The sequence below is a fragment of the Streptomyces sp. B6B3 genome (assembly GCF_039871525.1).
In the GTDB taxonomy this organism is placed as follows: Bacteria; Actinomycetota; Actinomycetes; order Streptomycetales; family Streptomycetaceae; genus Streptomyces.
In genome coordinates, this window is sequence record NZ_JBDPLU010000003.1 from 258,747 (window position 1) to 272,426 (window position 13,680).

The window sequence follows — 13,680 nt, forward strand, 5'->3', positions numbered from 1 at the left end:
CTCGCGAGTCGGTCCGCGAGTCGGTCCGCGAGTCAGTCCGTGACGCGGACCGCCTCCAGCAGCACCAGCCGCTCCGGGTACTGGATCGGGGCGCGCACCCCGACCGTGCCCAGCGTCCGGCCCGACAGCGTCACCCCGCCGTCGAACCACACGGGCCCGCCGCGCGAGCCGCCGCGCGTCTGGTCACCCGGCGGGAGCGGCGCGATCCGGTACGCGGCCTCCGGGTCGAGCCCGGGCAGCCGCACCCGTCCGGGCGGGGAGACGACGCTGGTGGCCATCTGCACCAGTGCGTAGACGGCGCGCGAGCCGTCCTCGGCGACCACCCCGTGCACCCACAGCGCCGGGTCGGGGTGGTCGCCGCGGACCACGGCCCCGGTGTGCAGCAGCGGGCGCAGCTCCTTGTGCAGCACGATCCACTCGGCGAGCGCCGCCCGGTCCTTCTCGCTGGCGCGGGTCAGGTCCCATTCGATGCCGAAGTGGCCGAACAGCGCGGTGCCGGCCCGGAAGGCGAGCGGGTGGGTGCGGCCGGTGGTGTGCGCACGGTGCGCCCCGACGTGCGAGCCGAGCAGTTCGGGCGACAGCAGCAGCCCGGTGTAGCGCTGGATCTGCTGCCGCTCCAGCGCGTCGATGCAGTCGGACGTCCACACCCGGTCGGTGCGCTCCAGGATGCCGAGGTCCACCCGGCCGCCGCCGGAGGAGCAGGACTCGATCTCCAGATCGGGGAAGCGGGCCCGCAGCTCGTCGAGCAGCCGGTAGACGGCGGTGGTCTGGGCGTGCACCCCGGCCCGCCCGGTGGGGCTGTGTCCGGCCTCCACCAGGTCGCGGTTGTGGTCCCACTTCAGGTAGGTCAGCCGGTACTCCGCGACCAGCGCGCCGAGCCGTTCCAGCAGGTAGTCGTACGCCTCCGGGTGACCGAGGTCGAGGACCTGCTGGTGCCGCGACTCCGGCGGCAGCCGGTCGCCGGTCGCCATGATCCACTCGGGGTGGGCGCGGGCCAGGTCGGAGTTGGGGTTGACCATCTCCGGCTCCACCCACAGCCCGAACTCCAGGCCGAGCCCGCGCACGTGCTCGGCCAGCGGGTGCAGTCCTGATGGCCACACGTCCTCGTCCACGTACCAGTCGCCGAGGCCCGCGTGGTCGTCCCTGCGCCCCCGGAACCAGCCGTCGTCCAGCACGAAGCGCTCCGCGCCCACCTCGGCGGCGAGGTCGGCGAGCTCCTTGAGCTTGGCGAGGTCGTGATCGAAGTAGACGGCCTCCCAGACGTTCAGGGTCACCGGGCGGGGCGTGCGCGGGTGCCGTTCGCGGCCGCGCAGGTAGCCGTGGAAGCGCCCGGCGAGCTCGTCCAGGCCGTGCCGCCCGTAGCTGCCGTAGACCCACGGCGTCGTGTACGACTCGTCGGAGTCGAGCGTCACCTCGCCGGCCAGCAGCAGTTCGCCGCCGCCGAGCAGCGAGACGGCGCCGACGGTGCGCTCGGCCAGCGAGCGCTGGTTGCCGCTCCAGGCCACGTGCAGGCCCCAGACCTCGCCGCGGCGGAAGCCGAAGCCGGGCTCGCCCGCCACGTGCACGGTCACCGCGTCGGTTCCGGTGCGGCCCCTGCGGTTCTCCCGCAGGTGGCTGCCGATCGTGAACGCGTGCCGCTGCGGGGTGCGCTCGCGCAGGTGCCGCCCGGTCATGTCGAGAATCTCGGCCGCCTGTTCGGGCACCGGCAGGGTCAGCAGGACGCCGGACAGCGTGAACGGGGCGGTCGTGGGCTCGGCGAGGCTGGTGACCGTGGCGCGCTGGCGCACCAGGCCCGAGGCGGTCAGCTCCAGCTCGATCCGCAGTTCGAGCCCCGCGCGCACGTCCTCGGCGGTCACCTCCAGGGAGCGTTCGCCGGGCTCCAGGGCGGTGACGGCGAAGGAGGTGGAGAAGTCGGCGCCGGCCCGGTGGCCGGTCAGGCCCGGGGTGCCGAGCCAGCCCGCGGAATGCTCGGGCAGCAGGCTGACCGGCACCACGGTGTCGACCGTGTTGGAGGCGACCTGCGGCGTCTCCGCCCGGACGAGCGCGGCCAGCTCCGCCTCTGACAGTTCGCCCAGGTCCTCGCCCCAGTGCAGCACGCGGGGTAGCCGAGGTCCCGTGCAGTCCAGCACCAGGCTGGTCCCCGCGGAACGGAGGTGGAGGAGGGTCCCGTCACGCATGTGAGTCCTCTGATCGATCCTGTGCAGACTTGTGCGATCTTTCTATGTTCGTCCGTCCGGCCTCGTCAACAGCGCGACCGCACAAACGAGCGCCAGCCGCGCCTCGGCCACTCCCCCACGGCGAGCAACCCCACCGGGCTCTTCGCGCTCGCGCCGGCCGACGATACCCGACCGAACCGGGCGTGACCCGGCTCCCGCCGGGCGGACAGCCCGAGGTCGTGCAACGGCCCGTCGCCCCACTGGCCGCAGGTCCGCTTCGTCCTCCCGTGAACATCCGCCCGTGAACATCCGCCCAACGGCTCGGGTGCCATCCGCCGTGCTCGGTTCGGCGGAGAGGATGGATCCATGCCGTCGTTCGATCGGATCCGCTCCCGGCTGCCTCGTGGCGCCCGCGCCGACGCCGCGCTGGCCGCCGGGGTGTTCGTGGTGGTGGCGCTCGTCGGCGAGGGGCAGCGTCTCAGCCACGGTGGGGATTCGTTGCCCTCCCTGGTCCTGTCCTGGCTGTTGATCATGGCGGTGTGCGGGGCGCTGCTGTTCCGGCGGCGGTACCCGGTGGTGGTGGGTTGGTTCACGGTGGCGGGCACCGGCGTCTACTACCTGCTGAGCGACATCGATGGTCCGTTGGTCATCGTTCGGGCTCGGCCTCGCCGTGGCGATCCTGATGGACGCGTTGGTCATCCGCTGCCTGATCGTGCGGGCCGTCATGCAGTTGCTCGGCACGTGGGCCTGGTGGATGCCCGCCCCACTCGCCCGGCGACTCCCGAAGGTGACGCTCGAAGGGCCGGCGCCGGCCTCGTCGACGAGGACCGCCTCCGCCGGGTCCTCCGCCGCGACGGACGCTGGTCCGGACGCTGGTGCGACGCGTTCGACGTGGGCCTCCTCGCCGACGAACTCCGTTGACTCGCCGGACCGTTCCGGCGGGAACGTCGGAGATGACGAGCGCTCTCCCGTTGTGTGATGGGGCGATGACAACGCCGCTGGGCGGCGCGGCGCGCTGGTTCCGTGGGGCGCATGCAGACCGAACCGAGCCCGCGGGGCTCCCTCCTCCCCCGCCGCCGTCCCGCCGCCCTCGCCGGCCTCACGGTGGCCGCCGTCGCCGCCGTGAGCGTCGGCGTTCTCCTGACCGGCTGCGGCAGCGGTAGCGGCGACGCCGCCGAGCCGGACGCCGGGACGAGCCCGTCCTCGTCCTCGCCCGAACGGGAGGACGCCCGGATCCTGTGGCTGGGCGACTCCATCGCGGGCGTCGAGGGCGCCGCGCTGGAGGCGGCGTTGACGGCGAGCGGCGTGGAGTTCCTGGACGCCTCCTCCGACGGCGGCGGCACCGTCGTGGAGGGCGACGAGATGAGCCGCCAGATCGCGGAGTCGACCTGGTCGGACCTGACGGAGCACATCGCCTCCTTCCGGCCGACCGTGATCGCGTACCAGATCACCACCTACGACTGGGGCACTCCCCAGCGGCAACGCGCCTCGTACGAGCGGCTCGCCGAGACGGCGGGGGACGCCGACGCGGACCTCGTCATCGTCTCCGCCCCGCCCTTCCGGATCGACGACTTCTACCGGCCGCACGAGAGCGCGATCGACAGCGCGCCCGAGATGGCCGAGGAGGTCGCCGAAAGCGACGGCGACCAGGTGCACTTCCTCGACGCCGCGGCACTGTGGGGCACCGAGAGCGGCGCCGAGCAGGCGCAGCGCGCCCCCGACGGCATCCACTCGTGCCAGCAGGGCTCGGCCGCCTTCGCCGCCTGGTTCGGCGAGGAGTTGGGGGCACGCTACGGCTTCGCCCCGGCCGCGCCCGAGGAGTGGGCCACCGGCGCCTGGACCGGGGACGAACGGTTCGCCCAACTCGGCTGCGCCTGACGGGCACCGCGATGCCCGTCAGGTTCGCGATGTCCGCCTCCGTCGCCCGTCTCGTCGGCCGGTCCCGCCCCAACCCCCGCCACCCGGCCGCCGAGCGGTCCGCGGGACGCGGCCGGGGTCATCTCGCCGCGCTCGACGGCCTTCGCGGCTGCGCCGTCGTGGCCGTGCTGCTGTTCCACGCCGGGCATCTGGACGGCGGCTTCCTCGGCGTCGACCTGTTCTTCGTCCTGTCCGGCTTCCTGATCACGGGACTGCTGCTGCGGGAGGCGGCCGACCGGGGCCGGATCGACCTGGCCGCGTTCTGGGGCCGCCGGGCGCGACGGCTGCTGCCGGCGCTGGCCGTCATGGGCGTCGGAACGCTACTGCTGGCCTGGGCGTTCGGCCCGCCCGCACTGCTCCGCCTCGCGCTCGACGACGCGCCCTGGGTGGCCGCCCAGGGCGTCAACTGGCACTACGTCGCCGAGCGGGTCGGCTACTGGGACTCCTCCGACACCCGGCTGTTCGCCCATCTGTGGAGCATCGCCGTCGAGTGGCAGTTCTACGTGGTGTGGCCGCTGGTGGTCGTGGCCGCCGCCCGCGGCCGGGCAGGTGAGTGGCGCGTCGCCGTCCTCGCCGCCGCCGGCGCGCTCGGTTCCCTGCTGCTGATGGTGGATCTGGCGGATCTGACGGACGGGGTGGACACCACGCGGGCGTACGAGGGCACCGACACTCGGGCGTTCTCGCTGCTGCTCGGCGCGCTGGTCGCCACCGCGCCGGTGCGGCGGCTGTTCGGACGGGTGCCCCGGCCGGCCGCCGACCTGGCCGGCGCGCTGCTGGGGTGCGGGCTCGTCGGGTCCTGGCTGCTGACCGAGGGGCAGAACGCCCCCGGCCTGTTCCGGGGCGGGATGTTCGCGCATTCGCTGGCGTCGGCCGTGCTGATCGGACTGCTGGCCGGGGCACCGGACGGCCGCACCGGGCGGCTGCTGGGCGGCGCCGTTCCGCGCCGACTGGGCGAGCTGTCGTACAGCCTGTACCTGTGGCACTGGCCGGTGTATCTGCTGCTGCCCGAGGCGATCGGGATCGGCGGGGTCGCGATCGGCGGCTGGGGCCGTACCGCCGTGGCGATCGGCCTGTCGCTCGGGGCGGCCGTACTGTCGAGGATCTGGGTGGAGGATCCGGTACGGTTCCGTGCCCGGTGGGCGATCGGGTGGCGCGGGCTGGTGGCGCTGGCCACCGCGACCGCCGTGGCCGCCGTCGTGTGGGCCGCGATACCGCGGCCGCATCCCGGCGCCGGGACGGTGGACGTCGATCGACTGCTGGCACCGGGCGCAGCCGTCGCCGGAATCGGGACCGGGACCGGGATCGGGATCGGGATCGGGGAGGACTGAGGCACATGCGGGAGTGGCACACCACGGGACGAACGGCGCGGTCCTGGTCCGGGCGCTCGGCCCGTGCGTGCGCGGGGCTCGCCGCCGCGCTCGCCGCCGCCCCGGCGCTGGCCGGCTGCGGGATATCCGACACCGGGCCGGTGGCCGCGGGGCCTCCGGCCTCGGGCGGGCTGACCCTCGACGGATCGGAGGCGCTGCGGGTCTACTTCGTCACGGCGCAGGGCACCTGGCCCGCCACGCGGCCCGCGCCGCCCGACGCCGGACCGCAGCACGCGCTGAACGTCCTGTTGGACGGCCCCAACTCCACCGAGCGGGCGCGCGGCCTGGACACCGCGCTGCCGGCGGGATCGCACGAGGTCCGCGCGCGGCCGGCGGCGGGCACGGTCGACCTGTACCTGCCGTGGGCGGTGGCGGAGTTGGACAGCGTGGCGGTGAGCCAGCTGGTGTGCACGGCCGCCGCGGCGCCCGGCATCCCCGGCGGCAGGGACCCGGTGGACGTGGTGGTGCGGGTGCACGAGTCGGGCTTCGCGGGTGACCCCTGGGAGGTCACGTGCGACGAGACCGGCGCGGCCACCCCCCGGGGCCGCGCGCACTGACGAACCGAACGACCCGAACGACCCGAACGAAGTGAACCAACCGAACGAGGGACAGGAGGTCGTCGCCATGGCGCGGGTCCTGCTGATCGAGGACGATCCCGCCGTGCGGCGCGGCGTCGCGCTGGCGCTGCGCCGCCGCGGCCACGAGACCGAGGCGGTCGGCAGCGGCGAGGACGGCCTGGCGGCGCTGGCCGACACCGCCCCGGAGATCGTGCTGCTCGACCTGATGCTCCCCGGCATCAGCGGCCTGGAGGTGTGCCGGCGGATCCGCGAGACCAGCCAGGTGCCCCTCGTCATCCTCTCCGCCCGCGGTGACGACGTCGACGTCGTGGTGGGCTTGGAGGCCGGCGCCGACGACTACGTCGTCAAACCCGCCAGCGGCGAGGTCATCGAGGCCCGCATACGGGCGGTGCTGCGCCGCGTCGCGCCCGCGCAGCCCGACGCCGCCTCCCCCGCCGAGCACACCACCCACGGCGACCTGGAGATCGACCGGGCCGCGCTGCGCGTCGCCAAACGCGGCGAGGTTCTCGCGTTGGCCCCCTCGGAGCTCAAGCTGCTGCTGTTCCTCTCGGCCTCCCCCGAGCGGACCTTCAGCCGCCAGCAGCTGCTGGAACAGGTGTGGGAGCACAGCTACTACGGCGACGCCCGCCTGGTGGACGCGTGCGTGCTGCGGCTGCGCACGAAGACCGAGGACGACCCCCGCCGCCCCCGCTACGTGCAGACCGTGCGCGGCTTCGGCTACCGGTTCGGCCCGTTGTGAGGCCGCGCCCCCGCCTACGCCCGCCCCCGCACGTGCCTCGGCGCGTGTCCCTGCGCGGCCTGGGCACCCGGCTCGTCGCCGGCTTCCTGCTGGTCTCCGCCCTCAGCGCCTTCACCACCGCCGCCCTCACCTACCGTGAGGCGCGTTCGGCCATCCTGGACCGGGCGCGGGACGGCGCCGTGCACGAACTGCGCACCCGGGTCGGCTCGCTCGCACCCGACCTGCCCGCCCGCCCCACCGAGGCGGACCTGCGCGCCCTCACCCTGCAGCTGGACCGTTCGGCGGGAGCACGGGGCTGGCGCACCGCCGCCGCCTACCGCGACGGCCGGCTGGTCACCGCCGACGCCCCGACCACCCCGCCCGCCCTGCCCGACGGCCTGCCGGCCGCCGCCGCCTCGGCCACGACCGCCCTGACCCAACGCTTCCACCACGAAGGCCAGCCCTGGCTCGCCATCGCCCTGCCCGTCACCTCCGGCGACCGGCCCGCCGAGCCGTCAGGACTGGTGGTCTACGCCTCGTTCTCCCTCGCGTCCGAGGACCAGGACGTCGCCTCCCTCGTCGCCGCCGCCCGCGCCGGCGCCCTGCCCGTGGTGCTCGCCGCCGCCGTGCCCGCCCTGCTGGTCGCCCGCCGCGTGCTGCGCCCCGTACGCCACCTGCGCTCGGCCGCCGAGGACATGGCCGGCGGCGCCCTGGACACCCGCATCCGCGTCACCGGGGACGACGAACTCGCCGATCTCGGCCGCACCTTCAACACGATGGCCGCGACACTGCAGGCGGACGCCCGGGCGCGGCGGGAGATGGAGTCCAAGGCCCGCCGGTTCGCCGCGGACGTCTCCCACGAACTCCGCACCCCGCTCGCGGCGATGACCGCCGTGACCGGCGTCCTCGACGAGGACGCCGCCGGGGGCCGGCTGCCCGCGGAAACGTCGGAGGCGCTGACCCTGGTCGCCGACGAGACCCGCAAGCTGGCCCATCTGGTCGACGACCTGATGGAGATCTCCCGTTTCGACGCCGGCGCCGTCCGCCTGGACCCCGACGACATCGACGTCGACGAACTCCTCCGCAAGACCCTCGCCCTGCGCCACTGGCAGGACCGGGTCGTCACCGACGTGCCAGAACGAGGGCTGCGCGCCCGCCTCGATCCCCGCCGCGTCGACGTCACCCTCGCCAACCTCGTCGGCAACGCCCTGCACCACGGCGGGCCCGCGGTCCGGGTGCGCGTCCACGCCCGCGCCGACGCCGACGCGCTCACCATCACCGTCTCCGACGACGGCCCCGGCATCCCGCACCAGGTGCTGCCGCACGTCTTCGACCGTTTCACCAAGGGCGACGCGGCCCGCGCCCGCAGCGAGGGCAGCGGCCTGGGCCTGGCCATCGCCGCCGAGAACACCCGCCTGCACGGCGGCACCCTCACCGCCGCCAACGCACCGGAGGGCGGCGCGGTCTTCACCCTCACCCTGCCGCGCGATCCCGCCTGACCCACCCCGGCCCGGCGTCTCCGAACGGGTCCGCGGCGCGGTGAGGCCGACGTGACCTGATGGTTTCCACCGTGTCACGGGAAGGAAATCTCGTCTGCACACGCTCAACCGGATCACCCGGATCGAGGCTGGCCGCTCGTCTCACTCGTGCCCGTCCGGCGGTTCTCTGCGAAAGAGCGATACATGTCCTATGTGAACCCACCCGAGTTCGCCGCGAAGATGATCGACGCCGGCGAGTCGAAGATCTTCATGTCCACGCGCGACACGCTGATCCGCGCGTTCATGGCCGGTGCGATCCTCGCGCTGTCGGCGGCCTTCGCGGTGACGGTGGCCGTCGAGACGGGTCAACCGCTCGTCGGCGCCCTGCTGTTCCCGGTCGGGTTCTGCATGCTGTACCTGCTGGGCTTCGACCTGCTGACCGGCGTCTTCACCCTGGTCCCGCTCGCGCTGATCGACCGGCGCCCCGGCGTCACACCCCGTCTGGTGCTGCGCAACTGGGGCCTGGTCTTCGTCGGCAACTTCGCCGGAGCGCTCATGGTCGCGCTGATGATGGCGGTGATCGCCACCTACGCCTTCTCCGTCGACCCCAACGAGGTCGGCCAACGCCTCGGCACGATAGGCGAGAGCCGCACCGTGGGCTACGCCGACCACGGCGCCGCCGGCATGCTCACGCTCTTCATCCGCGGCGTGCTGTGCAACTGGATGGTCTCCACCGGCGTAGTCGGCGCGATGATGTCCTCATCCGTGTCAGGCAAGGTGATCGCCATGTGGATGCCGATCCTGGTCTTCTTCTACATGGGCTTCGAGCACTCCGTCGTCAACATGTTCCTCTTCCCCTCCGGCCTGATGCTCGGCGGCGACTTCTCGGTCGGGGACTACCTGGTGTGGAACGAGATCCCCACCGTCCTGGGCAACCTGGTCGGCGGCCTGACCTTCGTGGGGCTCGCGCTGTATGCAACCCACGCGCGCACCGCCGCGGTCCGCGCCCGCCCGACCGACCCGAAGGCGGAGCCGGAGGCTTCGGAGCTGAGGGAGGTCTGAGGCCGGTCGTCTCTCGGCCCGGCGCGCATACCGGAAGGACGTCCGCCCGACAGGGCCGACCGACAGGCCGACCGGCTGGCTCACCGGACGGCTCACTGGACGGCGGATGTCGGGGGCGCACCGCACGACGAGGCGGCGCGCCCGCCCGGTTTGCGCGAAGGGACCATCGGGCGCACGGTGGGCAGAGGGTGAACCGAATACCGGGGAGAAGAGTCCCACGCGGAGTTTCCGAGCGCGGACACCGCGTGAAGGCCGATGGGAGGAATCCCCCGAGCCAGGGAGCAGCGCGGTGATCTCTTTCCCACCATGTGTCGAGGAGCCGCGGCGGGCGCTCATCGCGAAGGTCTCCGGATTCGCCAAGGATGCGGAGACCGCCCGCGGGTTCGCCCTGGCCGCCCGCACCGGGACCGGCGCCCCGCTCCGTGACCCCCATCCCTACTGTCCCCACTGAGAAGTGAAGGAGAGACCGCCATGGCCGACGTCGAGTCGTTCCCCGGGAGGGAGCTCTTCCGCAAGGGCAGCCACAGTCCGATCATCACCGCGATGGGAAGGCGCCTCGTCGCCGCCGGCTGCGGAAAGTACGAGAACCGCCCGGGGCCCGAGTGGACCGACACCCACCGCCGGTCCTACGCCGCCTGGCAGCGCAAGCTCGGCTTCTCGGGCAGCGACGCCGACGGCATCCCGGGCAAGTCCTCCTGGGACCGGCTCCACGTCCCCGAGGTGGGCAAGAGCATCCCCTCCCCCGTGCCCGGATTCAAGGTGACGACCCGCTACCGCAAGAAAGGCCCGCACTGGAGCCTCGGCTACCACACCGGCGCGGACTACGCGGCTCCGACCGGCGCGAACTGCATCGCCGTGGACGGCGGCAAGGTCCGCGCCGGCGAGGACCCCAGCTTCGGCAAGTACCTGGTGCTGCGCTCCGGCGGATTCGACTACTGGTACGCCCACCTCTCCCGACGCTCCCTCACCAGCGGCACCGTCCGGGCCGGCCAGAAGATCGCCGAGGTCGGCGACACCGGCAACACCACGGGCCCCCACCTCCACTTCGAGAAGCGCCCGGCCGGCGGCGGCTTCGGCAACGACAGACGCCCCGACTGGTGACCCCGATCGGGCTGCTCACCGAGTGACAGCCCCGCACCCCGGCTCGCCGCCCCGCGGCGAGCCGGCTTCCCCGGCGTCATCCGGGCGACGCCCGCGGGACACCGGCCGCCCGCACGATGACGGGCATGACCGGTATCGACCGCAGACGATTCGCCGGCGCGCTGACCGGGCTCTCCGGGCTCGCCGCGCTGGCCCAGGTACCGCTGGCGCGCGGCGCGCTCGCCGACACGCCCCGCCGGGCGCACGCCGGCGGCGACCCGTTCTCCCTCGGCGTGGCCTCCGGCGACCCCTCCCCCGACGGGTTCGTGCTCTGGACTCGGCTGGCGCCGGACCCGCTGGCGCCGGGCGGCGGTGGCGGGATGCCGTCGCGGCCGGTGCCCGTCGAGTGGCGGGTGGCCACCGACGAGCGGATGCGGCACGTCGTCCGGCGCGGCACCGTCGCGGCGTTGCCGGAACTGGCGCACGCCGTGCACGTCGAGCCGTCCGGGCTGCGTCCCGACCGCACGTACTGGTACCAGTTCCGCCACGCCGGCGAGCTGTCGCCGGTCGGCCGCACCCGCACCACGCCCGCCCGCGGCGCCCGGCCGGGCCGGCTGTCGTTCGCCTTCGCCTCCTGCCAGGACTGGGCCAGCGGCTACTACTCGGCGTACCGCAACCTCGCCGAGGAGGACCTCGACCTCGTCGTCCACCTCGGCGACTACGTCTACGAGGGCGGCATCCCCGCCGACGGCGGCTACCGCGCGACCCCGGTGCCGGAGCAGCTGCGCGACGCGCCCCGCGACCTGGGCCGCTGGCGGCTCCAGTACGCGCTCTACCGCTCCGACCCGGACCTGCGGCGGGCGCACGCGCGTTTCCCGTGGGTGGTCACCTGGGACGACCACGAGGTGCAGAACGACTACGCCGCCGACGCCTCCCAGTACGAGGACGACATCCGCGCGCTGCGCCTCGCCGCGTACCAGGCGTACTACGAGCACCAGCCGCTGCGCCGCGCCGCCATTCCGCGCGGCGACGGCGAGATGCGGCTGTACCGGCGGCTGTCCTACGGCGACCTGGCCGAGTTCAACGTGCTCGACGGCCGCCAGTACCGCAGCGCCCCGCCCTGCGGCTGGGGCGAGGCGCCGGCGTGCGACGCGGCGTACGACCCGTCCGTCACGATGCTCGGCGACCGCCAGGAGCGGTGGCTGCTCGACGGCCTGGCCGGCTCCCGCGCCCGGTGGAACGTCCTGGCCAACAACGTCATGATGGGCCGCCTCGACCACGACGGCCCCTCGGGCGACGTGCTGTGGCACGACGCCTGGGACGGCTTCCCGGCGGCCCGCACCCGCGTCACCGACCACCTGGCGGTGGCGCGCGTGCGCAACCCGGTCGTCATCACCGGCGACTGGCACTCCACCTTCGTCAACGACATCAGGCGCGACTTCGACGACCCGGCGTCGCCCGTGGTGGCGACCGAGTTCGTCGGCACGTCGATCTCCAGCAACGGCGACGGCGAGGTCTACGGCCCGTACTACGGCCCGATGATCAGGCACAACCCGCACATCCGCTTCTTCGACGGCGACCGCCGCGGCTACGTGCGGTGCACGGTGGACCGTGCGGAGTGGCGGACCGACCTGCGGATGGTGCCGACGGTCAGCCGCCCCGACGTGGCGGCGTACACCTTCGCCTCCTTCGTCGTCGAGGACGGCCTGCCGGGCGCCCGACAGGCGTAGCGCGCCCGCGGCCCGGATCCGTGACCCGGATCCGCGCCGCGGATTTGCGGCCCGGCGCTCGGCGCCGGACGCTGGAGGAGTACGGGGTGTACGCAACCTGGCGGGAGGAGGCCGACCGCCGTGGCCAGCATCGCCCAGCGCATCGCCAATCTCTTCCGGGTCAGGGCGAACAAGGCCCTGGACCGCGCCGAGGACCCGCGCGAGGTGCTCGACTACTCCTACACCCAGCAGCAGGAGATGCTCCAGAAGGTGCGGCGCGGCGTCGCCGACGTGGCGACCAGCCGCAAGCGCGTCGAAACGCAGCTCGGCCAGCTCGGCCAGTCCAGCGAGCGCCTCAACACGCAGGCCCAGCAGGCACTCGGCACCGGCCGCGAGGACCTCGCCCGCGAGGCCCTGACCCGACGCGCGGCGGTGGCCTCGCAGATCGGCGATCTGGAGGGCCAGCGGGACACGCTGGTCGCCGAGGAGGAGAAGCTCACCCTCGCCGTGCAACGCCTCGAGGCGCGGGTGGAGACCTTCCGCACGCAGAAGGAGACGATCAAGGCCCGCTACACCGCCGCCGAGGCCCAGACCCGAGTCGGCGAGGCCGTCAGCGGGATCGGCGAGGAGATGGGCGACGTGGGCATGGCGATGCAGCGCGCCCAGGACAAGACCGACGAACTACAGGCGCGCGCCGGCGCGATCGACGAACTCCTCGCCTCCGGCGCCCTGGAGGACGCGGCCCTCCCCTCCGGCCGCGACGACATCCAGACCGAACTGGACGCCTCCGCCACCCGCGCCGACGTGGACCATCAGCTGGAGCAGCTGAAGGCCCAGCTCCCACCGGGCAGGCCGGCAGGCGAAAAACCGATCGACGAGCCCGGACCCGACGGACCATGATGCGTCTCCGTGATCAGGACCGCCGCCCGCGACAACGCCGAATGGTGCGCGACGATGTGCCGCTGCCACGGCGTGGCGAGCGAGTTCGGGCCGCAGGCCTGGACCGCGCCGACTCGTACCCCGCCGTTCTACCCCGACGCCGTGACCCTGGTGCCGGGCGCCGACCCTCTCGCGCTGACGGACCGCATCGACACCACCACGCCCGGCGCCTCGGTCAAGGACAGCTTCGCCGATCTCGACCTCACGAGCGCTGGTTTCCGGGTCCTCTTCGAGGCCGAGTGGATCCGCCGCCCGCCGGGTGCGCCCGCCACCGCCCCGGATCTCGCCTGGTCCGTGGCGGACGACGCGGACGCGCTGCGCGCCTGGGCCCTCGCCTGGGACGACGGCGACGGCAACGCGCGCCTCTTCCGTCCCGAACTGCTGGCCTCCCCTGACACGTTCGTGATCGCCGGACGGTCCCCCGACGGCCGCGTGGTCGCCGGCGCGGTCGCGACCCGCGGCGCCCACGCGATCGGCATCTCCAACGCCTTCACCCGCACCGGCGGCCCCGCGACCCCCTGGCCACTCGTCCTGGGCGCCGCCCACTCCCTCTTCCCCGCCACACCCCTGGTCGGCTACGAACACGGCGAGGCCCTGACCGCCGCCCGCCACCACGGCTTCGCCCCGATCGGCCCCCTGCGCGTCTGGATCCGCCCCTAGTGTCGAACGGGACCAA

At 73.8% G+C, this 13,680-nt stretch carries 10 protein-coding genes and 3 pseudogenes; 12 read left to right on the forward strand and 1 reads right to left on the reverse strand.

Going from position 1 to position 13,680, the window contains the following annotated elements:
* Positions 1–32: 32 nt before the first annotated feature.
* Positions 33–2,177 carry an alpha-galactosidase gene (locus tag ABGB06_RS08845; protein ID WP_347587041.1) on the reverse strand — a complete coding sequence of 715 codons (2,145 nt, stop codon included), beginning with the start codon at positions 2,175–2,177 and terminating at the stop codon, positions 33–35.
* Positions 2,178–2,808: 631 nt separating this feature from the next.
* On the opposite strand from ABGB06_RS08845, the pseudogene ABGB06_RS08850 reads away from it, so the two are divergent.
* The 12 genes and pseudogenes from ABGB06_RS08850 to ABGB06_RS08905 form a co-directional block, all read left to right on the forward strand.
* Positions 2,809–3,135, forward strand: a pseudogene (locus ABGB06_RS08850) (hypothetical protein); the annotation flags it as partial.
* 53 nt (positions 3,136–3,188) lie between these two features.
* Positions 3,189–4,034, forward strand: coding sequence for an SGNH/GDSL hydrolase family protein (locus ABGB06_RS08855; protein WP_347587043.1), 846 nt, complete (start codon positions 3,189–3,191; stop codon positions 4,032–4,034).
* 11 nt (positions 4,035–4,045) lie between these two features.
* On the forward strand, positions 4,046–5,401 hold the full coding sequence (locus tag ABGB06_RS08860) for an acyltransferase (protein WP_347587045.1): 1,356 nt from the start codon (positions 4,046–4,048) through the stop codon (positions 5,399–5,401).
* Between the two features lie 5 nt (positions 5,402–5,406).
* Entirely contained in the window at positions 5,407–5,997 is a 591-nt protein-coding gene (locus tag ABGB06_RS08865; protein WP_347587047.1) for a GerMN domain-containing protein, read from the forward strand.
* Positions 5,998–6,064: 67 nt separating this feature from the next.
* Positions 6,065–6,757 carry a response regulator transcription factor gene (locus ABGB06_RS08870; protein WP_347587537.1) on the forward strand — a complete coding sequence of 231 codons (693 nt, stop codon included), beginning with the start codon at positions 6,065–6,067 and terminating at the stop codon, positions 6,755–6,757.
* A gap of 32 nt (positions 6,758–6,789) precedes the next feature.
* Positions 6,790–8,235, forward strand: a complete 1,446-nt coding sequence (locus ABGB06_RS08875; RefSeq protein WP_347587049.1) for a HAMP domain-containing sensor histidine kinase — start codon at positions 6,790–6,792, stop codon at positions 8,233–8,235.
* Between the two features lie 183 nt (positions 8,236–8,418).
* Positions 8,419–9,276 carry a formate/nitrite transporter family protein gene (locus tag ABGB06_RS08880; protein ID WP_347587051.1) on the forward strand — a complete coding sequence of 286 codons (858 nt, stop codon included), beginning with the start codon at positions 8,419–8,421 and terminating at the stop codon, positions 9,274–9,276.
* A gap of 525 nt (positions 9,277–9,801) precedes the next feature.
* Positions 9,802–9,999: pseudogene (locus ABGB06_RS08885) on the forward strand (peptidoglycan-binding protein); the annotation flags it as partial.
* A 93-nt stretch (positions 10,000–10,092) separates the two neighbouring features.
* Positions 10,093–10,377: pseudogene (locus tag ABGB06_RS08890) on the forward strand (M23 family metallopeptidase); the annotation flags it as partial.
* A gap of 125 nt (positions 10,378–10,502) precedes the next feature.
* On the forward strand, positions 10,503–12,086 hold the full coding sequence (locus ABGB06_RS08895; protein ID WP_347587053.1) for an alkaline phosphatase D family protein: 1,584 nt from the start codon (positions 10,503–10,505) through the stop codon (positions 12,084–12,086).
* 120 nt (positions 12,087–12,206) lie between these two features.
* Positions 12,207–12,965, forward strand: a complete 759-nt coding sequence (locus ABGB06_RS08900; RefSeq protein WP_347587055.1) for a PspA/IM30 family protein — start codon at positions 12,207–12,209, stop codon at positions 12,963–12,965.
* A 54-nt stretch (positions 12,966–13,019) separates the two neighbouring features.
* Positions 13,020–13,664 carry a hypothetical protein gene (locus ABGB06_RS08905; RefSeq protein WP_347587538.1) on the forward strand — a complete coding sequence of 215 codons (645 nt, stop codon included), beginning with the start codon at positions 13,020–13,022 and terminating at the stop codon, positions 13,662–13,664.
* Positions 13,665–13,680: the final 16 nt, after the last annotated feature.